The sequence below is a fragment of the Haloferax sp. ATCC BAA-644 genome (genome assembly GCF_000336975.1).
Taxonomy (GTDB): Archaea; Halobacteriota; Halobacteria; order Halobacteriales; family Haloferacaceae; genus Haloferax; species Haloferax volcanii.
Genome location: NZ_AOLF01000031.1, coordinates 115,608 through 135,357, shown reverse-complemented (window position 1 = coordinate 135,357; position 19,750 = coordinate 115,608). Strand labels below are relative to the sequence as shown.

Below are 19,750 nucleotides of genomic sequence, written 5' to 3'. Positions count from 1 at the left end.
TCCGCGACGCCGACCGCGTCCACGTCGTCGACGGCGGCGTCGTCGTGGAATCTGGCGCGCCAAGCGACCTCCTCGCAGCCCCCGGCGTCTACGCCCGACGCTACGGTGCCGAACTCGGCGCGAACTTCGCCGGTCCGGGAAAAGACGTCGATGACGAGTGACGGGCCGGCCGACGCTCGGCGCTCCGGTTCGCCCCAACGTTCACCACCGTTCCCGTGATAGCGGTACGTATGGGAGACAGGGCGTGTTACCGCGAGTTCTGTCCGGACTGCGACGCGCCGGTGACTATCGTCGACGACGAGTGCCCCGACTGCGGTCGGGAGTTGGCCGTTGTCTGAGACTCGACATCACTCGGACACCCGTGTGTCGATGTGGTGGACCGCGTGCGGGGAGAGATACCGGCCGCCCGGTACCTCGACCCAGCCGTTGGCGAGCACGCGGACCGGCCCCTCGTGGAGCACGGATTCCATCTCGGCGTCGCCGTAGACGACCGCGTCGTCTATCGTCTGTTCGAACCGTCCCCCGAACGGGGAGTCGGACGCGAAGGCCATACACGGGGCAACTGGACGACGCGTAATGAGAATAGGGGGGAGTCGCGGCGTTCACGACGACCCGGAATCGCCCGCCTCGGCGCGCCGGGCGAGGAAATCGACCAGCGCCGAGACCACGAGCAGGGCCGCGACGAGTTGGAGGCCGTGAGCGACGTTCAGTCCGAGCGACGCCGCGAGTCCGAACTGTTCGATGACGTAGAGCGTCGCGGCGACGACGCCCAGACACCCGAACAGGAGTCTCGCGAATCGGCCGTCGAGGCTCGTCACGAGATTGTAGGCGGCGACGCCGAAGACGACCGCCGCGGCGACGATGCCGAGAACGTCCATGCGGGGCGTATCGTGTCTCCCGACCAAGAAGATGTTGGATTTATAACTAAGCTGGCCCACACGTATCCGAGCGTGCGCCGATAGTCATCGGGGCAGAAGTAGTTCAGGGCTGTTGAGGGCGAACCCGCCGACGCCGTCGCTCGGCGGTCTGTCACAACGAAAAGAGCGCGACGGGATTNGATAGTCATCGGGGCAGAAGTAGTTCAGGGCTGTTGAGGGCGAACCCGCCGACGCCGTCGCTCGGCGGTCTGTCACAACGAAAAGAGCGCGACGGGATTGAGCAAACGCGAAGCGTTTGCGATGTCCGTCGCGCGAGCGAGGCCTCCGGCCGAGCGAGCGCGACGGGATTCGAACCCGCGACCATCGGATTAGAAGTCCGACGCTCTGTCCGACTGAGCTACGCGCCCTCGATGCCCACAAACCNGAGCGCGACGGGATTCGAACCCGCGACCATCGGATTAGAAGTCCGACGCTCTGTCCGACTGAGCTACGCGCCCTCGATGCCCACAAACCGTCCCTGCAAGAAAAACGAATCGGGTTCTCCCCGTCCCGACCTACCCGTCGAACCGGTACAGCGACGTGACCGCGGGGAGCCGGTTGAGCATCCAGATGCCGGCCGGGAGGCCGACGATGGTGAGCGTGAACAGCACCGCCACGTTCGCCCAGACCCAGCTCAGCCACCAGCCGACGAACACGAAGTAGACGGCGCGGACGACGACCGACCGCTGGCCGCGGCCCGAGTCGGGGTCGAGCCGGGTTTTCGGCTCCTTCAACGAGAGCACCGTCGGAACGAGGTTGATGAGCGCGACGCCGAGCGGGATGCCGATGACGGTCGCGTTCAGGAACCACGCGACGTTGACGACGGCGGGCGTCGCCCACCAGCCGACAAAGACGAACCAGAGGGCGCGGACGACGAACGAGCGCTGAGACATAAGCGTAGTACGCGGGGCGAGACGAAAAGCGACGGGGTCGGACCGGATGGGAAGAGAGAATCCGAAACCCGCCACCCGGGGCGACGTGAAGGGAGGCTTTAACAGCGCCAACGCGGTAACACCGGCTATGAGAGTCATCGGGACGGTCGGCCTGCCGGGAAGCGGCAAGGGCGAACTCGCCGAGGTGGCCCGCAACGCGGGCGTGCCCGTCGTGACGATGGGCGACGTCATCCGCGAGGAGTGTCGCGAGCGCGGCCTCGACCCCGCGACGGACCACGGGAAGATAGCGACCGCGCTCCGCGAGGAGGAGGGCGACGACGCCATCGCCGCGCGCTCGCTGCCGATGGTCGAAGACCACCTCGAATCGAACGACGTGGTGCTCGTCGACGGGCTTCGGTCGGGCATCGAACTCGACCGTTTCCGCGAGGCGTTCGGCGACGACTTCGTCCTCGTGAGCGTCGAAGCGCCGTTCGAGACGCGCGCCGAGCGCCTGCTCGACCGCGACCGCGACGACAGCGATACCGACGTGGAGGCGCTCAAAAAGCGCGAACGCCGCGAACTCGACTTCGGTATGGGCGACGCGATGGACCGCGCCGACGTGGTCATCCAGAACACCGGCACGCTGGCTGAGTACCGCGAAACCATCACGAAGCTGTTCGAAGAGGGACCGGAAGCGCTCGCGGAGGCCGACGCGTGAGCATGATTTACAGCGTCGACGTCCGCATCGAGGCCCCCGTCCGCGACACCGAGGTCACCGACCGCGTCGGCGACGCCGTCGAGAACATCTTCCCCGGCGTCGAACTCGACCACGAACCCGGACAGCTCGTCGGCAAAACCCACGAGCTGGAGCGCTTCTCCGAACGCCTCCACGAGCAGGCCATCCTCGACACCGCCCGCCGCGAGTTCGCGAAGCGCCGCGACGACGACGGCTTCTCGTTCGCGCTGAAAAAGCAGGCCGCGTTCAAGGGCGTCGTCAACTTCTCCGTCGGTAACCCCGACGAACTCGGAGACATCGACGTGCACGTGACCGTCCGCGACCCCTCCGTCGACGAGGTCATCGACTACATCGCGCCGCCGACCGAAGAGGGGCGACCGGTCGACCCGAACGACCGCTAACCCGAAACCGAAACCGAAACCGAAACCGAAACCGAAACCGAAACCGAGACTGAGACGCCGTTTTCGCCACTCAGGCGACCAACAGCGCCACCGCGACGGCGATGAAGACGATTTTCAGCCCCGTGTTGACGGCGATGACTTTGGACCCGAACTCGGGGCTCCAGATGCCGTACTGGAAGGGAATCGACCGCTTGAACGTCGAGACGGCGAAGGAGATGATACCCCCGATGAGCATCGTCGCCACGGCCTGTCTCGGCGTGAACGTCTCGCCGATGGCGGGCGCGATGGTCGCCGCGCCGGTCGTCGTGTCGAACGCGAAGGCGACGACGACGGGGACGGCCGCGCCCGGCAGGCCGACGAGGTTCGTCAGCGGACTGGCGAGCGCCGCGAACGATTCGAGGTCGGTCGTCCGAAGCAGGAGTGTGACGGCCACGTAGACGACGGCGAGTCGCGGGACGATGCGTCGAAGCTTCTGCCACGTGCTCCGAGCGGCGTCTTCGAGCATCTCTCGGAGGGAGTCGTCGCTCTCGGCCGCGTCGCCGGAGTCGCCCGGGTCGGCGGCCGAATCGACCGCATCGACCGCGCCGCCCGAGCCGTCGGTCTCGGTGACCGCGACCGGGGTCGTGTTCCGGTCCGAGAGGAGCACCGCGCCGGCGACGACGCCGGTCGCGGTGATGGCGAGCGCGATGGCCGCCCGCGCGCCGACGTACATGAAGCCGACCTCGCGGCCGAGGATGGGGATGAGCACCGGCCAGTAGAACGTGAAGATGTGCTGGACGAAGCCGAAGAACGTGTTGATGGTGACGGCGACGAGGGTCGCCCGGTCGTCGAGGACGCCCGATTCGCGGAACTCCGCGAGCATCCCGTAGCCCGCCGTCGTCGAGGCGGCGGTGGTGACGATGGCCGTCCCCACCTCGTCGGGGAGGTTCGCGGGACTCGTCAGATACCGCGAGAGGCCGGCGATGCGCTCGACGAGGCCGAAGGCGACGACGAGGTTCGCGGCGAAGACGCCCACGGCGATGTAGGCGGCGATGCGCGCGACTCGCGGGAGCACCTCGAACAGCACCGGGAGGACGGCCGACGGCTGCACGACCGACGGTCGGTGCCGAGCGAACTAATCGGCGTCGGTCGGCGGGAGGCGTTCGAACGTCGGGGGCAGGGGGTCAGACGAGCACCTGCGCCACCCCGAACAGGACGACGACGCCCAGCACGTCGCAGAGGTTGGTGACGACGGGGATGACCACGTCGTCGGGGTCGAGGCCGAACCGGTAGGCGACGTAGGTTGCAGAGAACGTCACGACGACCGCGAGGACGGCGAGCGAAATCCCGCTGGATAAGGCGACGAGGACGACCTTCCGGAGGGCCAGCGACGTGTCGCCGGAGACGAGGAGCGTGGCGACCCACGCGCCCGCGCCGATGACGGGAAACACCGTCACCGCGAGGGCGAGCGTGGCGACGGCGTTGCCCGCGAGTTCGTCGTCGCGGGGCGAAAACGAGAGCGTCCCGAGGTGGAACGACGTGGACAGTCGCGCCGCGAGGACGCTCCCGAGGTTCCCCGCGGTCCCGATGGTGACGGGGACGAGCACGAGCAGCGACGGGTAGCGGAACAACTGCGCCTCGAAGCTCCCGAGGACGAGGCCGCTGCCGAGTTCGACGAGCGTGAGCACGAGCAGCACCGGGAGCATCGCCCGCGTGATGGCGCGGACGGTCCACTCGGTCGGCACTCAGAACACCCCCGCGACGGCGAGGACGGTTCGGACGGCGATGAGCAGAAAGAGGACGCCGAACACGTCGCCGGTGGTCGTCACGACCGGGCCGACGATGGTGTCGGGGTTGCGCCCGCGGCGGTAGCCCGCGAAGACGACGCTGACGACGACGACGGTCAGGACGACGCCGGACAGCAGGCCGGCGACGATGGCGACGCCGACGAGAATCGGAAGCGGCGCGACCCGGCTGCCGAGGAACGTGAGGAGGAAGTACGCGACGACGGCGGCGAACGTGCTCGTGAGCACGCCGTTTGCGAGCGCGGCCGTCGCGGCCGCCCGGAGGCGCTCGTCGCCGCCGGTGACGCGGGGTTCGATGAGCCCCTGATGGAGCGCGGTGGCGATGCGAGCGCCGAGCGAGCCGTAGACGTTCCCGCGGGTCGCCAAGAGCGCGGGGACGAGCACGAGCAGCCCCGGGACGGCCCGGAGTTCGGCCCGCATCCCCCCGAGAACGACGCCGGCGACGAGGCCGCCGACGAGGCTGGCCGCGAGCGCGGGCAAGGCTTCCTTGTAGGCCTCGACCGCCACGTCTCGCACGGTCATTGTGGGGTGCGACGGCCCCGAGCGTTAAAAGTCGGCGGTATCGCGACGGGGCGTGAGAACCGGGGCCGCGGCGTCGTGGGAACGGAACCGCAGAAAACGGAGAGTCGAGCGGGAGCCGAGAAGTTAGAACGGACCCATACCGCCGAGACCGCCCATGCCGCCACCGCCGCCGCCACCCTGGTTCTGGAGCTTCTTCATCATCCGCTGCATGTCGCCGTCGCCCATGTTCTGGAACTGCTTGATCGTCTGTTCCATCATGCGGTGCTGTTCGAGCAGTTCCTGTATCGTCTCCTCGTCCTGTCCCGACCCCTGCGCGATGCGCCTGACGCGGGACGCGCCGACCTTCCGGGGGTTCTCCAGTTCCGCCTCGGTCATCGAGTCCATGATGACCTCGAACGCGCGCATCCGGTCTTTGGTCACGTCCATCGCGTCGTCCGGAAGCTGGTCTTTGATGCCGCCGCCGAAGCCCGGAATCATGTCGAGCACCTGGTCGAGCGGCCCCATCTTGTCCATCGCCTCCATCTGCTTTTGCATGTCCTTGAGGGTGAAGTTCCCCTTCATCATCTCCTCGGGGTCCCAGTCCTCGTCTTCGGCCTGGGTCTCGGACATGGCGCGTTCGACGCGCTCGGAGAGCTGTTTCAGGTCGCCCATGCCGAGCAGCCGAGAGATGAAGCCGTTCGGCTCGAAGCGCTCGATGTCTTGGACCGTCTCGCCCATCCCGAGGAAGGCGATGGACGAGTCGGTCTCGTTGACGGCGGTCAGCGCGCCGCCGCCCTTCGCCGTCCCGTCGAGTTTGGTGATGACGACGCCGCCGATGCCGATGGACTCGTCGAACTGCTGGGCCTGTTCCTTCGCCCCTTGCCCGATTGCCGCGTCGAGGACGAGCAGGTTCAGGTCGGGCTGGACGACGCCCTCTATCTCCTCGATTTCGTCGATGAGGTCGTCTTCGAGCGCGTGGCGACCGGCCGTGTCGACGATGTGCACGTCGGCGTCCTCGGTCGCTTCGAGGCCCTCGCGGGCGATTTGGACCGGGTCGTCGCAGTCGGGGTCGCCGTAGAAGTCGACCTCGGCGCGCTCGCACATCTGCTTGGCCTGGTCGTACGCGCCGGGGCGGAAGGTGTCGGTCTGGATGACCGCGGGGCGAAGCCCCTTCTTCGAGAACCACCACGCCATCTTGGCGGAGGTGGTCGTCTTCCCCGACCCCTGGAGGCCGGCGAGCATGATGGTCTGCGATTCGAGCGGAATCTCTGTCGACTCACCGATGAGGTCGACGAGTTCCTCGTAGACGATTTTCAGGACGTGGTCGCGCGCGCTCGTGCCGCCCGGCGGCTCCTCTTCCAGCGCGCGGGTCTTGATGGAGTCCGAGAGGTCCATGACGAGGCTGACGTCGACGTCGGCGGAGAGCAGGGAGCGCTGAATCTCCTTGACGATCTCCTGAACGTCGTCCTCGTCGAGGCGGGACTTCCCGCGCAGCTTATCCAGACTGCCGCGGAGGGAACTCCCGAGATTGTCGAGTACCATTGTGCGTTCCTACGCCGTCGCGCCGGTAAAGGCTTTATCCGTCGCGTTCGGGGCCAACACCTATCGGCTCGGCCCCCGACAGCGCACTCGATGACCACGATTTTCGTCCTCGACCGCCCCACGCACGGCATCCCGGCGTCGGAGTACGCCGCGGCCCTCCGCGAGCGCCTGCCCGACGCGACCGTGCGCCACCCGAAGACGACCGCCGAAACGCTCGACGCCGCGACGGACGCGACCGTCATCACGGGCACGTCGCTCCCCGACGAGGTGCTCGACGCCGCCGACGACCTCCGACTGTTCGCCGGCGCGGCCGCCGGCTACGACCACCTCCCGCTGGACACACTCCGCGAGCGCGGCGTCCGCGTCACCAACGCTTCCGGCGTCCACGGCCCCAACATCGCCGAACACGTCCTCGGGTGGCTGCTCATGATTACCCGACGGCTGGACGAGGGCCTCCGCCGCCAGCGACGACGCGAGTGGCGGAGTTTCCAGTCGTACGGCGAGTTACGGGGGTCGACGGCTACCGTGGTCGGCCTCGGCGCCATCGGACAGGCGGTCGTCGAGCGACTCGACGCGTTCGGCGTCGAGACCGTCGGCGTTCGCTACACGCCGGAAAAGGGCGGCCCGACCGACGAAGTGCTCGGATTCGACGACCTCGAATCGGCGCTCGTCCGCACCGACTTCCTCGTGGTCGCGTGCCCGCTGACCGACGAGACGCGCGGACTCATCGACGGCCGGGCGCTGAGCGCGCTCCCCGAACACGCCGTCCTCGTCAACGTCGCGCGCGGCGGTATCGTCGACACCGACACCCTCGTCTCGCACCTCCGAAGCAACCGACTCCGCGCCGCCGCGCTCGACGTGACCGACCCCGAGCCGCTGCCCGAAGACCACCCGCTTTGGGGCTTCGAGAACGTCTACATCACCCCGCACGTCTCCGGCCACACGCCGCACTACTGGACGCGAGTCGCCGACATCCTCGCGGAGAACGTCGAACGACTGGCGTCGGCGTCGGAAGGCGGCAACCCCACGCTCCGCAATCAGGTCGTTCCGAAACCGGACTCGGACGCTGGCTCGAACCCCTGAGCTACTTCCCGCGACGAATCGTAGTCCCGAGCGATGACGACGCTCGCGTTCGGCCTCGACCCCGCGACCTATCTCGCGTTCTGCGGCGCGGCGGTCGCGCTCATCCTCGCGCCCGGTCCCGACACGATGTACGTCCTCGCCCGCGGCCTCGACGGTCGCGGACCGGGCGTCCGGTCGGCGTTCGGCATCGCCACGGGCGTCCTCTTTCACACGCTCCTTGCGGCGCTCGGCGCGGCGGCGCTCTTTCGAACCGTCCCCGAGGCCGCCGCGGCGGTCAGGTACGTCGGCGCGGCGTACCTCGTGTACCTCGGCGTCACCGCCCTCCGAAACGACGAGTTCGACCCGACTGTCGAGACCGAAAGCGGGGCGAGCTTTCGCCGCGGCGTCCTCGTCAACGCGCTCAACCCGAAGGTCGCGCTGTTCTTCCTCGCGTTTCTCCCCGGGTTCGCCGGACAGGGCGCGGGAGCCGGCGTCAGGATGGCGAGTCTGGGCGCGACCTACGCCCTCCTCACGGCGGTGTATCTCTCCGTCGTCGCGCTCGGCGCGGACCGACTCGGGTCGAGACTCGCGGAGACCCGGGTCGCCAGCGCGCTGAACTACGTCGGCGCGGGGACGATGCTGCTGCTCGGAGTTGTGCTCGTACTGGAGTGAGCGTGAGGCGACCGAAAGAAACGGACGACGGACCGAGGACGATTACTCGTCTTCACCGAGCAGGCGCTCGACCATCTGCTCGGGGTCGAACTTCTCGATGTGGTCGTAGCCCTGTCCCACGCCGAGGAACAGGATGGGCTTGCCCGTCACGTACGCGATGGAGATGGCCGCGCCGCCGTTGGAGTCGGCGTCGGCCTTCGTCAGAATCGCGCCGTCGATGGCGGCCGCGTCGTTGAACTGCCGGGCGCGTTCGACCGCGTCCTGGCCGGCGACCGCCTCGTCCACGAAGAGGGTGAGGTCCGGGCCGACGACGCGGTCTATCTTCTCCAACTGCGCCATCAGGTCGTTCGAGGTGTGGAGCCGACCGGCCGTGTCGCCGAGGACGATGTCGATGTCGTGGGCCTCGGCGTACTCGACGCCGTCGTAGATGACCGCCGCCGGGTCGCCGCCCTGCTCGTGGGCGATGAGCTTCTTGTCGAGCGCCTCCGCGTGCTCGCGGATTTGCTCGTTCGCGCCGGCGCGGTAGGTGTCGCCGTTGGCGAGCACCGTCGAGTAGCCCTGCTTTTCGAAGTAGCGGGCGAGTTTGGCGATGGTCGTCGTCTTCCCGACGCCGTTGATGCCGGTGAAGATGAGCGTGACCGGCTTGTCGGCCTCGGCGATGCGCTGGTCGAAGTCGAACTGCCCGACGCTGATGACCTCGTACAGCGCGTCGTGGAGCGCCTCGGAGACGAGCTGGCCGGTGCTCTCGACCTGCTTTCGCGTCTCTCCGATGAGCTTTTCGCGGATGGTCTCGAGAATCTCCTCTGCGACCTGCATCTCGACATCGCTCTGGAGGAGCGCCATCTCGAGCTCCCAGAGGGGGTCTTCGAGGTCTTCCTCCTCGATGACGACCTTCCCCGTGGCGAACGCGGCGGCGCGGCGGAGCCGACCCGGACCGGACGAATCGTCTTCGTCTTCCTCGGTCAGCGCCGCCTTCGCGGCGTCGGAGGCGAGCGACTCGCGCGGTTCGACCTCGTCGGCCGTCGGTTCGGCGGCTGCCGGCTCGTCGCCTGCGTCCGCGTCGGTTTCGGCTTCGGTGTCGGCTTCCGCTTCGACCGCCGCGGTCTGCTCGGCCGCGTCTGATTCGGGCGCGGCGTCAGCGTCGGTCACCGACTCGGCGTCCGCGGGAGCGTCGGCCGCGTCGGCTTCGGACCCGGCGTCCGCGTCGCCGACGGCGTCGGCGTCCGCGTCGGCAGCAGCGGGTTCGGACGCCTCGGGTTCGACCGCCGCGTTGTCCGCGTCTGCTGGTGCTGATTCCGCTTCCGCGTCGGCGTCGGCTTCGGCCTCGTCGGCGTCGGCTTCGGCCTCGTCGGCGGCCGCCTCGGCCTTCTCTTCGGCGGTCTCTTCAACGTCGTTACGGAAGCGGTTGAGTTTCTTCTTCAGTCCGTCGAACATCTGAATAGTAGGAGGTGGGGGTAGGGGTTACCTTACTCGTCGTCGCCGTCGTCGCCCTCGCCCTGCATCTGCTGCATCTGCTGCATCTGCTGTTGCTGCATCTGCTGTTGGGCCTGCATCGCCTGCTCTTCGATCTCGTCGCTCTCCTCTTCGAGCTCCTCGATCTGGCCGCGGACGCTCGCGATCTCCTCGTCGAGCGCGTCCTGCTTGCGTCGCAGGGTCTCGATGGCCGTGCTCTGTTCCTGTTCGGCGGCGTAGTTCGCGCCGAGGGAAACGACGATCTCGTCGATGTCCTGGACTTCCGCGCGGAGATACGCGTCGCCGCCGAGGGGCACCTGTACCGTCGAGCCCGTTTCGAGCGTTTCGATGGCCTCGACGGCCTCGTCGATCTCGTCTTTCTCGTCGTTCAGGTCCGAGACCTCGGCTTCGAGCCCTTCGATTTCCTCGTCGAGCGCCTGAAGCTCCTGGGAGAGCTGCTGGAGTTGCTGCTGACCGCCGCCCATCATGCCGCGGACACCTCGTTGAGCTCGACCTTCGTGCGCTTGATTCCGTGCTCGCTCCCGATGAGCGAAAAGGCGCGTTCCTGCGCGACGTTCTCGTTCGGCGCTTCGACAGTCTTCGTGAACTCGTGGACGACGCCACGGCTCGTGAAGCTGCCCGTGATAATGAACTGGCTCATGCACGTCGGTCGGGTGGCGAGCGGGAAAGGTCTTCCTACTCGGAGCGAAACTGAAGCGAAAAACGGGGGGTCGCGAGGCCCTCAGTCGATGTAATCGAGGGCGTCTTCGATGCGACCCAGTTCCGGGCCGGTCGTGTCCTCGCCGACGACGTAGCTCTCGTCGTTGGCGACGAGGCCGGAGCCGACGAGCGGGCCGCCGTAGTTGATGGTGCCGATGTCGGCGCGAACGTCGAGCAGCGCTTCGAGCGCCTCGAGTTCGGGTTCGCGAGACTTCGGGTGACAGAGGACGCCGCGGTTGTTGGCGACGGCCGCCGTCCCGACGGTTCGAACGTCGGCGAGGTCGCCGCGTTCGACGGGGACCTCGAGCGCCTCCTCGACGGCCGCGACGGCCTCGTCGGAGAGCTCCGCGTGGACGTACGCGCCGTAGTCGTTCGCGAGAACGACGTTGCCGGCGGCGTTGATGCGACCGGGAAGCTCGTAGACCGGGAGGTCCACGGCGTCGGTGAGGGCCTCCTTCTCGCGGGACGTGGCGCGGCTCGACACGAGTAGTCCGTTCTCGTTACCCGTCGCTAACGCACCGACCGTACCCGACCCGCCGACGGTCGTCTTGACCAGCGGCACGTCGAGTTCCTCGGCCATCTGCTCGGCGAGCGAGTCGTCGGCGTCCGGGCGGACCAACAGCGCGTCGTCGGTCGCGCGAGCGAAGACGCCGATGTAGGACGAACCGGCGAAGGAGGCGCGAAGCACCGTTTACTCGGCCGGTTCCGCTTCGACGACCGACTCGCCGTCCTCGTCGAAACGCGCGGCGCGGACGCGGAACTTGCTCGGCGGGCTCTGCCGACCGTGCGCCCAGATGTCCTCGTTGATCTGCGTGTCGAGACGCACGTTCTCGGCGTCGACCTTGAAGTGCTTCGCGAGGTGCTCGCGGATGAGCGTCATCGAGCGGCCCGCGCGTTCGTGTGCCGGAACCGCCTGCACGTCTCGGAGCGGGACGGTGACGACGCGCTCCTCGAAGTCGTTTGCGCTCATTGCTTACTCGTCCGTGTTGCTCCGCCGCCAGTTGCGACGCTTGGGGTTTCGCGTGACTTCCATGTCCGTCTTGAGCATGACCCACGCGGGGACGCGACTGTTCTGGCGTTCGAGCTTCGCCAGACGCTTCTTCTTGGACTTCGACTTCTTACCCATAGTGGGCTGTACTTTCCATCCTCCGCATAAAATCTTGTTCCTTCGAGTTTCGGGCGTGTGAGGGGCGTCCGCACGCCCGGATCGGCTGAAACGCGGCTCTCCGCGGGGGTCGGCGTCGCGGGCGGCCGACCGACCGACGACTGACGCGCCTCACAGCGAGACCCGCGCCACCGTCTCGTACTCGGGGCCGTCGGGACCGAGGTCGCTCTTCTTCAGGCGCACCTCGCGCACGCGAAACGACCCGACCGTCGGTGACTGGCCCCCGACGACGCGCCGCACGAGGTCCTTCCCGCGGGCGTCGTCCATGCGGGCGAGCGTGACGTGCGGCGTGAACTCGTGGTCTTCGGGGTCGAAGCCGAGTGCCGTCGTCTCGCGTTCGATGGCCTCGTGGAGCCGCGTCAACTCGGTCCCGCCGTCGTCGACGCCGACCCAGACGACCCGGATGTAGTCGAGCGAGGGAAAGACGCCCAGCCCGCCGACCGAGGCGTCGAAGGGGCCGACTCCGGCGGCGTCGACGGCCGATTCGACCGCATCCTCCACCGCTCCGACGCGGTCCGGCGACACCTCGCCGAGGAACTTCAGGGTGACGTGCGCCCCCTCGGGGTCGGTGAACCGAAGCCCGTCCGCGTCCGAAAGCCGGTCCTGTACCGCGGCGACGCCCGCCGCGAGCGAGTCGGGGAGGTCGACGGCGAGAAAACAACGCATGGCAGATGGTTAACTCGAGCCGGACGTTAACGTTCCGCCGGGTCGCGGTCGGCGTCGCCCGCGCGGTCGTCCGCCTCGGGCGTCCACGTCCGGGCGATGCTGAACGCCTCGCCGTCCACGAACGTCACCTCGTACACGTCGGGCGTCGTCAGCCCCGTCCAGAACTCGCGGCCGTAGCGCGGGTCGTAGGCGTTGAACACGAGCGCCATGAGCGTCCCGTGGGTGCCGACGACGACGTGGCGGTCGGGGTACGCCTCGACGAGGCGGTCGACTGCGGCGACGCCGCGGGCCTGCGCCTCGGCGTGGGACTCGCCGCCGGGGTGCGACGCGTTCGGGTTCGCCCAGAGGTGTTCGACGGCCTCGTCGAAGTCTTCGATGGGTGAGTCAGCGAGTTCGCGTTCTCTGAGGTCGTCGTCGACGATGAGCGGGGCGTCCGCCGCGTCGGCGACGCCCTCGACGGTCGCGCGGGCGCGCTCGGCCGGGGCGGTGGCGACCACGTCCGCGAGGTCCGCGAGGCGGGCGGTGACGCGCGCGGCGTCGCGGCGGCCGCGACGCGAGAGGCCGGGAGTGCGCTCGGCGTCGGAGACGGACGGGACGTGGGCGTGCCGGACGAACGACACGACCGTCGTCGGGGGCGCGGACATTCGGAGACGCTCGCCCGCGGGAGGCTAAAAAGCGGTCGGTGTCGTCCCGCTGACGCAGCGTTTAACCGCCGTGACGCCCAAGCGCGGCTATATGACCGACGACGGCAAGCGACCCCACCGCTTCTCCGAAGGGCAGGGGTTCGACGAGGACTACTCCGATTTCTCGCTCGACCCGCCCGAACTCTCGGTGGACCCGACGAAGGTCGACCCGGTCGACTCGCGCGTCCTGACCGACATCCTCGACCAGCGGAACATCGACCCCGAGGACGTCGACGTCGAGAAACTGCTCGACGTGGCGCTCTCGTACATGCAGATTAACCGCTTCGAGGAGGCCACCGAGGCGTTCGAGCGCGTCGCTCGGTTCGCCGGTGACGACGACGACATCGCCCAAGAAGCGTGGGTGAACAAGGGCGCGGCCCACGGCCAACTCGAAGAGTGGGACGAGGCCATCGGCTCCTACCGGGAGGCGCTCAAACTCGACGACGACAGCGAACACGCCGCGACGGCCCACACCAACCTCGCGTACGCGCTCTGGGAGGCCGGCCAGACGGCCGACGCGCTCGACCACGCGGAGCGCGCCGTCGAACTCGACCCCCGGTTCCCGCAGGCGTGGTACAACCGCGGCTTCTTCCTCCACGAGCGCGGCCTCAACGAGGACGCCGTCAACGCCTTCGACAACGCCATCCGCCTCGGGATGCGCACGCCCGGCGTCCACGAGGAGAAGGCGCGCGCGCTCGAAGAACTCGGGCGCGACGAGGAAGCAGAACAGGCCCAGCAGCAGGCCGACGACCTCCGCGAGCAGGCCGAAGCGGAACTCGTCGAGGAGTACTAGATGCTCCTCCGCGAGCGGGAGACCCCCGAAGGGCTCCTCGTCTCGGTCTGCGACCCCGACTGCATCGGTGAGACCTACACCGACGACGGCGTCTCGCTGGACGTGACGGAGGACTTCTACGGCGGCGACGAGGCCGAGACCGCCGACGAAGACGCCGTCGTGGACAGCCTCACCCGCGCGACCGTCGCCAACATCGTCGGCGAGGAGTCAGTCTCGGTGGCCATCGACGCCGGCCTCGTGGACGAGGAAACCGTCCTCGAAGTCGACGGCACGCTCCACGCGCAACTGCTCTGGCTCCGCTGAGCCGCCGTCGAAAATCAGTGCGCTCCGCGCTTCCGCGCCGGTACGTTACGCCGGGCGCTCGACGCCCGTTATCTCGAAGCGAGCGCCGCCGTTTTCGGCCTCGGTGACGTCGATATCCCAGTCGTGCGTGTGAACGGCCTGCGCGACGATTGACAGACCGAGGCCGGTCCCCCTCTCGCCCGTGGTGTAGCCGGCCTCGAACACCTCGTCGCGGGTCTCCGCGGGGATGCCGACGCCGTCGTCCTCGACGTAGAACCCCGTCACGTCCGCGTCGCCACAGAGCACGCCGACCGTCACGGTCAGGTCGTCGCTCGCGCCGTGCTCGACAGCGTCGTCGGGAGAATCCCGACTGCCCGTCGAGCCGTGCTCGACGGCGTTCCGAAACAGGTTCTCGAAGACGTGTCCCAACAGACTCGGGTCCGCGCGGAACTCGACGGTGTCGGCGACGACGAGGTCGGCCGAGCCGGTGTCGACGTGCTCCCACGCGGTCGTCGCGCGCGTTTCGAGGTCGACGGTCGAGAGCTCCTCGACCGCGTCGTGGCGGGCCAACACCAGCGCGTCGGTGATGATGTCGTCCATCCGGTCGAGCGCGCCGGCGACCTGTTCGAGTCCGTCGGCGGCGACCACGTCGTCGAGGAGCGATTCGACGTAGCCCACGGCGACCGAAAGCGGGTTTCTGAGGTCGTGCGAGAGCATCCGCGCGAGATTCCGGAGGCGCTCGGCCTTCTCTTCGGCCTCCAGTTCCGCGCGCTTTCGGTCGGTGATGTCGAGGTGTGCGATTTGAACGTACGTCTCGCCGTCGTCGGTGAATCGAGTCGCCCGCATGGTGAACCAGAGGCGCTCTTCGGGCGTCTCGCAGGGGTATTCGAAGGAGAACTCGTCTCTGTCGCCGTCGATGACGGCGCGGATGCCCTCGCTGGCCGTCGTCGCGTCGGCGTCGGCGCTGAGGTCGCAGACGCCGAAGTAGTTCATGCCGACGGAACTACTGTCGCCCTGATAGCCGTGTTCGTTGCCGAACTCCTGCCACGCGCGGTTGGTGTAGACGATGACGCCGTCCTCGTCCAGAATCGCGAGTTGCGTCGGGAGCGCGTCGAGGCTCGAAAACGCGAGCGAGGACGAGGTGGCGTGCGACATTGCTACACAAACGGACGTGAGCTACTTGATTCGTTTGGGTGGGGGCCCGACACGTCTCCGACGCGTCACCGTCGCAGTCGCGTCACCGTTACCGGCCACAGTTGCCGGCTGACGAAACTGAATTCGGTTTCGGAGCCGCGTGCGGACCGAAGACGTGTTGTGCCTACGGGGGTAACTCACACCCAATGAGAGTGCAGGAGTCGTACCCCGTCGACGTCGACGCCATCCGCGCGGATTTCCCCATCCTCGAGCGGAAGGTCGGCGGCGACATCTCGACGCCGGGTGAACACGACGACGACGACACGCCGCTCGTCTACCTCGACAACGCCGCGACGAGCCACACGCCGGAACAGGTCGTCGACGCCATCGTCGACTACTACCACGGCTACAACTCGAACGTCCACCGCGGCATCCACCACCTGAGCCAGGAAGCCTCCGTCGCCTACGAGAACGCCCACGACCGCGTCGCGGAGTTCATCGGCGCATCCGGCGGCCGCGACGAGGTCGTCTTCACGAAGAACACCACCGAGTCGATGAACCTCGTCGCCTACGCGTGGGGCCTCGACGAACTCGGCCCGGGCGACTCGGTCGTCATGACCGAGATGGAACACCACGCCTCGCTGGTCACGTGGCAGCAAATCGCCAAGAAGACCGGCGCTGAGGTGCGCTACATCCGCGTCGACGACGACGGCCGCCTCGACATGGAGCACGCGAAGGAGCTCATCGACGACTCCACGAAGATGGTCTCGGTCGTCCACGTCTCGAACACCCTCGGAACCGTCAACCCGGTCTCCGAACTCGCGGACATGGCCCACGAAGCGGGGGCGTACATCTTCGTCGACGGCGCGCAGTCGGTCCCGACCCGCCCCGTCGACGTGGAGGCCATCGACGCCGACTTCTTCGCCTTCTCCGGCCACAAGATGTGCGGCCCGACGGGCATCGGCGCGCTCTACGGTAAGCGCGACATCCTCGACGAGATGGGGCCGTACCTCTACGGCGGCGAGATGATTCGGAGCGTCACCTACGAGGACTCCACGTGGGAGGACCTGCCGTGGAAGTTCGAGGCCGGCACGCCGCCCATCGCGCAGGGCGTCGGCTTCGCCGCGGCCGTCGACTACCTCGACGATATCGGCATGGAGAACGTCCAGGCCCACGAGGAACTGCTCGCGGAGTACGCCTACGACCGTCTCGGAGAGTTCGACGACATCGAGATTTACGGCCCGCCGGGCGACGACCGCGGCGGTCTCGTCGCGTTCAACCTCGACGGCGTCCACGCCCACGACCTCTCGAGCATCCTCAACGAGCAGGGCGTCGCCATCCGCGCCGGCGACCACTGTACCCAGCCGCTCCACGACAAACTCGGCGCGGCGGCCTCGACGCGGGCGTCGTTCTACATTTACAACACGAGAGAGGAAGTCGACGCGCTGGTCGACGCCATCGACGCCGCTCGCGAACTGTTCGCCTGAGTAGTCCGTTTTTCGCGGTATCTGGGGCGAGGTCGCCCCAATACATTTGTCCCGCTGACACGTCGTCGGAGCGTATGCTCCAGTCGCTGACCGGCTTCCTCGTCGAGACGCTCCGGGAGACCGTCGCGGAGTTCGGAACCGCGGTGCAGGACGCCGCGCCGAAGGTGCTCACGGCGGTCGTCTTCCTCGCGCTCGCCTACGTCGGCATCAAGGCGATTCTGTTCGTCGTCCGCGGCGTGCTCGACGGGCTGTACCCCGAAGAACAGGACCTCGTGGTGGAACTCGGTGTCGCCGTCGCGGGCGTGTTCCTCTGGTTCGGCGCGGCGCTCGCGCTGTTGAACATCGTCGGGATGACGGAAATCGCGGCGAGCCTCGGCACCGCGACCGGCTTCATCGCGCTGGGCGTCTCCTACGCGCTGTCGAACATGATAGCCGACACGGTGGCGGGCGTCTACCTGCTTCGAGACCCCGATTTCAACCCCGGCGACCGGGTGAAATCGGACCCGGTGACGGGGACGGTCAGCTCCATCGAACTCCGGAAGACGCGCTTCGAGAACGACGAGGGCGACACCGTCGTCGTAGCCAACCGCGACGTCGAAAAGAAGTGGACGAAGTACGACGTGAACGTGGCCGAAGACGCGTCGGCGGCCGACGCGACCTAAGCGGCGAATTCGGCCGAATCGCCGGCCCCGGAATCCTTTTACGGCGCTCGGGCGTAGCCCCGACGAACACCAATGGGCATTGGCTCAGACATGTATCGTCAGCAGATAATGGACCACTACAAGAACCCCCGGAACCACGGTCGGCTGGAGTCGCCGACGTTCACCCACACCGGGGAGAACCCCTCCTGCGGCGATACGATTACGATGGACGTGCAGCTCGCCGACGACGGCGAGACCATAGAGCGCGTCGCGTTCTCCGGCGATGGCTGCGCCATCAGTCAGGCGTCCGCGAGTATGCTCACCCAGCGACTGCCGGGCACGACGCTCTCGGAGCTGGAAGCGATGGACACCGACGACATCACCGAGATGCTCGGCGTCGACATCTCGCCGATGCGAATCAAGTGCGCCGTCCTCGCGCGACAGGTCGCACAGGACGGCGCGAAGATTCACGACGGCGAGATAGAAATCGAGCAGACGAAGACCGAAGACGGCGACGACTGAGCCGACTTCGGCCGACGGCGGCACCGACCCGAACGCGATTCGAGCTGTGCGGTTCGAGCTATTCTTCGTCCGTCCCCGCGCCGAGCGCCGCCGCCAGCGCGACGAGGTAGCCGAGCCCCGCCTTGACCTCGGGGTCGCGAGTGGCCCGCAGGAGGCCGACCGCGCCCACGGGGGACGCCTCCGCCTCCTCCGCGTCCCCGACGGCGCGGAGCAGGCGCTTCATCCCGGCGACGGTGTCGGGGTCGGAAGCGTCGTCTGCGACTTCCGCGAGCGAGGTGCCGGTCCGCGCGAGCGACCGCACCATCTCGTCGTCGAGCGCGCCGACGCCGAGTTCGAGCACGTCGATGAGGTCGTTGACGAGGCCGAGTCGCTCGACGAGGAGCGCGACCTCCTCGGGGTTGTTCTCGATGGCCCGCACGAGTTCGTCGGGCACCTGCTGTTCTGTCGTCGTGGTAGGTTCGTGGTCCTGCATTGGTCTCACCTCAGAGCATCCCCCTGGCGGTCAGCCAGTACGATTCGTTGTACGCGTGTTTCGCCCAGTGGACGGGCTTCGACGGCTGGCGCATCGTCGCGGGCGTCTCGTAGTCGAACGAGACGAACGACGCCTCGTCGAGGCCGGTCTCGACGAAGCAGACGGTCTTGCCGTCGTACCGCTTCGTCGGCGTGCGACCCCGGACTGCCGCGGCGATTCGCTCCGCGACCGCGAAGGCCTGGAAGTGCGCCGCGCTCCCGGCTTTCGGGATGGGCAGCGCCGCCGTGTCACCGATGGCGTACACGTCCTCGGCGGCGGTCGCGCGGAGGGTCCGCTGGTCCACGTCGACCCAGCCGGCGTCGCCGAGGCCGGAGTCGGTGATGAGTTCGTCACCGCGGTGCGGCGGGATGCCGACCAACAGGTCGTAGTCCACCTCCGCGCCGCTTTCCGCCGAGACGACCCGTTCGTCCGGGTCGACGGCGTCGACGACGAAGTCGGTCTCGACGCGAATGCCCCGCTCGGCCAGAATCGGGTCGGCCCACTCCGCGACCTCGGGCTTCCCGTGACTCCGCTCCATCGGGTAGGTGTAGACGAGGTCCGTGTCCTCGCGCAGCCCGCGGCTCCGGAGCCAGTCGTCCACGATGAACGTGAATTCGAGCGGCGCGGCCGGGCACATGTGGGGCGTCCCGACGACGCTCAACACGAGGCGACCGCCCTCGAACTCCGCGAGGGCGTCGCGGAGCCGTTCGGCCCCGTCGGCGCTGTAGAAGTGGTGCGCGCCCTCCCGGAAGCCGGGCACTGCGTCGGGGTCGAGCTTCGCACCGGTCGCGAGGACGAGCGTGTCGTACTCGATGACCTCGTCGCCGTCCTGACAGTAGAGGCGCGTTTCGTCGGTGTCGACCCGGCGGACGCGGTTGGTGACGATGTTCACCCGCTCGTCGACGAGTTCCCGCAGGTCGCGGACGCCGTCCTCCGGTTCCGCGACTCCGAACGGGACGTACAAGAACACCGGCTTGTAGACGTGTTTCGTATCGTCGGAAACCAGCGTTACCTCCACGTCGCCGTCGTCTATCTCCGACGCGAGTTCCTCAGCGAGACGGTTCGAAACGACCGTCCCACCCGTTCCACCGCCAACGACTACGATTCGGTTCGTCATGGAGTTCACCTACCTAAACGGTGGGCCGCCGACGGGATAGTATTGCAAGCTGTTTCCAACATTGTGGGAACCGAGGGACGGCGCGGCCGC

At 67.8% G+C, this 19,750-nt stretch carries 27 protein-coding genes and 2 tRNA genes; 9 read left to right on the top strand and 20 right to left on the bottom strand.

Annotated elements, in window-relative coordinates; genetic code table 11:
• Nucleotides 1-347 precede the first annotated feature (347 nt).
• From C458_RS14170 to C458_RS14150, 5 genes are all read right to left on the bottom strand, one after another.
• Nucleotides 348-551: a hypothetical protein gene (locus tag C458_RS14170; RefSeq protein ID WP_008576675.1), complete on the bottom strand. Its 204-nt coding sequence runs from the start codon at nucleotides 549-551 to the stop codon at nucleotides 348-350.
• Between the two features lie 51 nt (nucleotides 552-602).
• Nucleotides 603-878 carry a hypothetical protein gene (locus C458_RS14165; RefSeq protein WP_008576673.1) on the bottom strand — a complete coding sequence of 92 codons (276 nt, stop codon included), beginning with the start codon at nucleotides 876-878 and terminating at the stop codon, nucleotides 603-605.
• A gap of 333 nt (nucleotides 879-1,211) precedes the next feature.
• Nucleotides 1,212-1,285: transfer RNA gene (locus tag C458_RS14160), tRNA-Arg, on the bottom strand.
• 17 nt (nucleotides 1,286-1,302) lie between these two features.
• Nucleotides 1,303-1,375, bottom strand: a tRNA-Arg gene (locus C458_RS14155).
• Between the two features lie 57 nt (nucleotides 1,376-1,432).
• Nucleotides 1,433-1,810, bottom strand: a complete 378-nt coding sequence (locus C458_RS14150; RefSeq protein WP_008576671.1) for a YccF domain-containing protein — start codon at nucleotides 1,808-1,810, stop codon at nucleotides 1,433-1,435.
• A gap of 127 nt (nucleotides 1,811-1,937) precedes the next feature.
• Here C458_RS14150 and C458_RS14145 point away from each other — a divergent pair, with 127 nt between their 5' ends.
• Together C458_RS14145 and C458_RS14140 are read left to right on the top strand one after the other, a co-directional pair.
• Entirely contained in the window at nucleotides 1,938-2,507 is a 570-nt protein-coding gene (locus C458_RS14145) for an AAA family ATPase (RefSeq protein WP_008576668.1), read from the top strand.
• A 2-nt stretch (nucleotides 2,508-2,509) separates the two neighbouring features.
• Nucleotides 2,510-2,926 carry an RNA-binding domain-containing protein gene (locus tag C458_RS14140; RefSeq protein ID WP_008576667.1) on the top strand — a complete coding sequence of 139 codons (417 nt, stop codon included), beginning with the start codon at nucleotides 2,510-2,512 and terminating at the stop codon, nucleotides 2,924-2,926.
• 70 nt (nucleotides 2,927-2,996) lie between these two features.
• Here the strand turns inward: C458_RS14140 and C458_RS14135 are convergent, their stop codons facing one another.
• The 4 genes from C458_RS14135 to C458_RS14120 form a co-directional block, all read right to left on the bottom strand.
• Entirely contained in the window at nucleotides 2,997-4,016 is a 1,020-nt protein-coding gene (locus C458_RS14135; protein ID WP_008576666.1) for a transporter gate domain-containing protein, read from the bottom strand.
• Nucleotides 4,017-4,089: 73 nt separating this feature from the next.
• Nucleotides 4,090-4,650: a magnesium transporter gene (locus C458_RS14130; RefSeq protein ID WP_008576665.1), complete on the bottom strand. Its 561-nt coding sequence runs from the start codon at nucleotides 4,648-4,650 to the stop codon at nucleotides 4,090-4,092.
• Entirely contained in the window at nucleotides 4,651-5,232 is a 582-nt protein-coding gene (locus C458_RS14125; RefSeq protein ID WP_008576664.1) for a magnesium transporter, read from the bottom strand. It abuts the gene before it with no gap.
• 123 nt (nucleotides 5,233-5,355) lie between these two features.
• Nucleotides 5,356-6,753, bottom strand: a complete 1,398-nt coding sequence (locus tag C458_RS14120; RefSeq protein WP_008576663.1) for a signal recognition particle protein Srp54 — start codon at nucleotides 6,751-6,753, stop codon at nucleotides 5,356-5,358.
• A 90-nt stretch (nucleotides 6,754-6,843) separates the two neighbouring features.
• Here C458_RS14120 and C458_RS14115 point away from each other — a divergent pair, with 90 nt between their 5' ends.
• Entirely contained in the window at nucleotides 6,844-7,836 is a 993-nt protein-coding gene (locus tag C458_RS14115; RefSeq protein WP_008576662.1) for a D-2-hydroxyacid dehydrogenase, read from the top strand.
• Nucleotides 7,837-7,869: 33 nt separating this feature from the next.
• The gene (locus C458_RS14110; protein ID WP_008576661.1) at nucleotides 7,870-8,487 is read left to right on the top strand and encodes a LysE family translocator; all 618 of its coding nucleotides are present in this window, start codon (nucleotides 7,870-7,872) and stop codon (nucleotides 8,485-8,487) included.
• Nucleotides 8,488-8,529: 42 nt separating this feature from the next.
• Here the strand turns inward: C458_RS14110 and ftsY are convergent, their stop codons facing one another.
• From ftsY to C458_RS14070, 8 genes are all read right to left on the bottom strand, one after another.
• Nucleotides 8,530-9,921 carry a signal recognition particle-docking protein FtsY gene (ftsY, locus tag C458_RS14105; RefSeq protein ID WP_008576659.1) on the bottom strand — a complete coding sequence of 464 codons (1,392 nt, stop codon included), beginning with the start codon at nucleotides 9,919-9,921 and terminating at the stop codon, nucleotides 8,530-8,532.
• Between the two features lie 32 nt (nucleotides 9,922-9,953).
• On the bottom strand, nucleotides 9,954-10,424 hold the full coding sequence (gene pfdA / locus C458_RS14100; protein ID WP_008576658.1) for a prefoldin subunit alpha: 471 nt from the start codon (nucleotides 10,422-10,424) through the stop codon (nucleotides 9,954-9,956).
• Nucleotides 10,424-10,600 carry a 50S ribosomal protein L18Ae gene (gene rpl18a, locus C458_RS14095; RefSeq protein ID WP_007275895.1) on the bottom strand — a complete coding sequence of 59 codons (177 nt, stop codon included), beginning with the start codon at nucleotides 10,598-10,600 and terminating at the stop codon, nucleotides 10,424-10,426. The genes pfdA and rpl18a overlap by 1 nt, the downstream gene beginning before the upstream one ends.
• An 81-nt stretch (nucleotides 10,601-10,681) precedes the next feature.
• Nucleotides 10,682-11,347, bottom strand: coding sequence for a translation initiation factor IF-6 (locus C458_RS14090; protein WP_004045218.1), 666 nt, complete (start codon nucleotides 11,345-11,347; stop codon nucleotides 10,682-10,684).
• Nucleotides 11,348-11,350: 3 nt separating this feature from the next.
• Nucleotides 11,351-11,629: a 50S ribosomal protein L31e gene (locus C458_RS14085; protein ID WP_004045216.1), complete on the bottom strand. Its 279-nt coding sequence runs from the start codon at nucleotides 11,627-11,629 to the stop codon at nucleotides 11,351-11,353.
• A 3-nt stretch (nucleotides 11,630-11,632) separates the two neighbouring features.
• Nucleotides 11,633-11,785 carry a 50S ribosomal protein L39e gene (locus tag C458_RS14080; RefSeq protein WP_004045214.1) on the bottom strand — a complete coding sequence of 51 codons (153 nt, stop codon included), beginning with the start codon at nucleotides 11,783-11,785 and terminating at the stop codon, nucleotides 11,633-11,635.
• A gap of 150 nt (nucleotides 11,786-11,935) precedes the next feature.
• Nucleotides 11,936-12,490, bottom strand: coding sequence for an RNA 2',3'-cyclic phosphodiesterase (gene thpR, locus C458_RS14075; protein ID WP_008576654.1), 555 nt, complete (start codon nucleotides 12,488-12,490; stop codon nucleotides 11,936-11,938).
• 26 nt (nucleotides 12,491-12,516) lie between these two features.
• On the bottom strand, nucleotides 12,517-13,134 hold the full coding sequence (locus C458_RS14070) for a histidine phosphatase family protein (RefSeq protein WP_008576653.1): 618 nt from the start codon (nucleotides 13,132-13,134) through the stop codon (nucleotides 12,517-12,519).
• Nucleotides 13,135-13,225: 91 nt separating this feature from the next.
• Here C458_RS14070 and C458_RS14065 point away from each other — a divergent pair, with 91 nt between their 5' ends.
• Both C458_RS14065 and C458_RS14060 read left to right on the top strand, forming a co-directional pair.
• Nucleotides 13,226-13,966 carry a tetratricopeptide repeat protein gene (locus C458_RS14065; RefSeq protein WP_008576651.1) on the top strand — a complete coding sequence of 247 codons (741 nt, stop codon included), beginning with the start codon at nucleotides 13,226-13,228 and terminating at the stop codon, nucleotides 13,964-13,966.
• Nucleotides 13,967-14,269 carry a DUF424 domain-containing protein gene (locus C458_RS14060; protein ID WP_004065714.1) on the top strand — a complete coding sequence of 101 codons (303 nt, stop codon included), beginning with the start codon at nucleotides 13,967-13,969 and terminating at the stop codon, nucleotides 14,267-14,269.
• Between the two features lie 45 nt (nucleotides 14,270-14,314).
• Here C458_RS14060 and C458_RS14055 read toward each other — a convergent pair whose 3' ends face one another.
• On the bottom strand, nucleotides 14,315-15,403 hold the full coding sequence (locus C458_RS14055; RefSeq protein ID WP_008576648.1) for a PAS domain-containing sensor histidine kinase: 1,089 nt from the start codon (nucleotides 15,401-15,403) through the stop codon (nucleotides 14,315-14,317).
• 191 nt (nucleotides 15,404-15,594) lie between these two features.
• On the opposite strand from C458_RS14055, the gene sufS reads away from it, so the two are divergent.
• The 3 genes from sufS (at nucleotide 15,595) to sufU (ending at nucleotide 18,032) form a co-directional block, all read left to right on the top strand.
• Nucleotides 15,595-16,869: a bifunctional cysteine desulfurase/selenocysteine lyase SufS gene (gene sufS, locus C458_RS14050; RefSeq protein WP_008576645.1), complete on the top strand. Its 1,275-nt coding sequence runs from the start codon at nucleotides 15,595-15,597 to the stop codon at nucleotides 16,867-16,869.
• 74 nt (nucleotides 16,870-16,943) lie between these two features.
• Entirely contained in the window at nucleotides 16,944-17,531 is a 588-nt protein-coding gene (locus C458_RS14045; RefSeq protein ID WP_008576643.1) for a mechanosensitive ion channel domain-containing protein, read from the top strand.
• A gap of 72 nt (nucleotides 17,532-17,603) precedes the next feature.
• Nucleotides 17,604-18,032 carry a Fe-S cluster assembly sulfur transfer protein SufU gene (gene sufU / locus C458_RS14040; protein ID WP_004968864.1) on the top strand — a complete coding sequence of 143 codons (429 nt, stop codon included), beginning with the start codon at nucleotides 17,604-17,606 and terminating at the stop codon, nucleotides 18,030-18,032.
• Between the two features lie 58 nt (nucleotides 18,033-18,090).
• Here the strand turns inward: sufU and C458_RS14035 are convergent, their stop codons facing one another.
• Together C458_RS14035 and C458_RS14030 are read right to left on the bottom strand one after the other, a co-directional pair.
• Nucleotides 18,091-18,504 carry a DUF1641 domain-containing protein gene (locus C458_RS14035; RefSeq protein WP_008576642.1) on the bottom strand — a complete coding sequence of 138 codons (414 nt, stop codon included), beginning with the start codon at nucleotides 18,502-18,504 and terminating at the stop codon, nucleotides 18,091-18,093.
• Between the two features lie 10 nt (nucleotides 18,505-18,514).
• Entirely contained in the window at nucleotides 18,515-19,660 is a 1,146-nt protein-coding gene (locus C458_RS14030) for an NAD(P)/FAD-dependent oxidoreductase (protein WP_008579799.1), read from the bottom strand.
• Between the last annotated feature and the right edge of the window lie 90 nt (nucleotides 19,661-19,750).

Coding starts and splice junctions, on each gene's coding strand:
- C458_RS14170 (WP_008576675.1), bottom strand. CDS start 551: ATGGCCTTCGCGTCCGACTCCCCGTTCGGGGGACGGTTCGAACAGACG.
- C458_RS14165 (WP_008576673.1), bottom strand. CDS start 878: ATGGACGTTCTCGGCATCGTCGCCGCGGCGGTCGTCTTCGGCGTCGCC.
- C458_RS14150 (WP_008576671.1), bottom strand. CDS start 1,810: ATGTCTCAGCGCTCGTTCGTCGTCCGCGCCCTCTGGTTCGTCTTTGTC.
- C458_RS14145 (WP_008576668.1), top strand. CDS start 1,938: ATGAGAGTCATCGGGACGGTCGGCCTGCCGGGAAGCGGCAAGGGCGAA.
- C458_RS14140 (WP_008576667.1), top strand. CDS start 2,510: ATGATTTACAGCGTCGACGTCCGCATCGAGGCCCCCGTCCGCGACACC.
- C458_RS14125 (WP_008576664.1), bottom strand. CDS start 5,232: ATGACCGTGCGAGACGTGGCGGTCGAGGCCTACAAGGAAGCCTTGCCC.
- C458_RS14120 (WP_008576663.1), bottom strand. CDS start 6,753: ATGGTACTCGACAATCTCGGGAGTTCCCTCCGCGGCAGTCTGGATAAG.
- C458_RS14115 (WP_008576662.1), top strand. CDS start 6,844: ATGACCACGATTTTCGTCCTCGACCGCCCCACGCACGGCATCCCGGCG.
- C458_RS14110 (WP_008576661.1), top strand. CDS start 7,870: ATGACGACGCTCGCGTTCGGCCTCGACCCCGCGACCTATCTCGCGTTC.
- ftsY (WP_008576659.1), bottom strand. CDS start 9,921: ATGTTCGACGGACTGAAGAAGAAACTCAACCGCTTCCGTAACGACGTT.
- pfdA (WP_008576658.1), bottom strand. CDS start 10,424: ATGGGCGGCGGTCAGCAGCAACTCCAGCAGCTCTCCCAGGAGCTTCAG.
- rpl18a (WP_007275895.1), bottom strand. CDS start 10,600: ATGAGCCAGTTCATTATCACGGGCAGCTTCACGAGCCGTGGCGTCGTC.
- C458_RS14085 (WP_004045216.1), bottom strand. CDS start 11,629: ATGAGCGCAAACGACTTCGAGGAGCGCGTCGTCACCGTCCCGCTCCGA.
- C458_RS14080 (WP_004045214.1), bottom strand. CDS start 11,785: ATGGGTAAGAAGTCGAAGTCCAAGAAGAAGCGTCTGGCGAAGCTCGAA.
- thpR (WP_008576654.1), bottom strand. CDS start 12,490: ATGCGTTGTTTTCTCGCCGTCGACCTCCCCGACTCGCTCGCGGCGGGC.
- C458_RS14070 (WP_008576653.1), bottom strand. CDS start 13,134: ATGTCCGCGCCCCCGACGACGGTCGTGTCGTTCGTCCGGCACGCCCAC.
- C458_RS14065 (WP_008576651.1), top strand. CDS start 13,226: ATGACCGACGACGGCAAGCGACCCCACCGCTTCTCCGAAGGGCAGGGG.
- C458_RS14060 (WP_004065714.1), top strand. CDS start 13,967: ATGCTCCTCCGCGAGCGGGAGACCCCCGAAGGGCTCCTCGTCTCGGTC.
- C458_RS14055 (WP_008576648.1), bottom strand. CDS start 15,403: ATGTCGCACGCCACCTCGTCCTCGCTCGCGTTTTCGAGCCTCGACGCG.
- C458_RS14045 (WP_008576643.1), top strand. CDS start 16,944: ATGCTCCAGTCGCTGACCGGCTTCCTCGTCGAGACGCTCCGGGAGACC.
- sufU (WP_004968864.1), top strand. CDS start 17,604: ATGGGCATTGGCTCAGACATGTATCGTCAGCAGATAATGGACCACTAC.
- C458_RS14035 (WP_008576642.1), bottom strand. CDS start 18,504: ATGCAGGACCACGAACCTACCACGACGACAGAACAGCAGGTGCCCGAC.
- C458_RS14030 (WP_008579799.1), bottom strand. CDS start 19,660: ATGACGAACCGAATCGTAGTCGTTGGCGGTGGAACGGGTGGGACGGTC.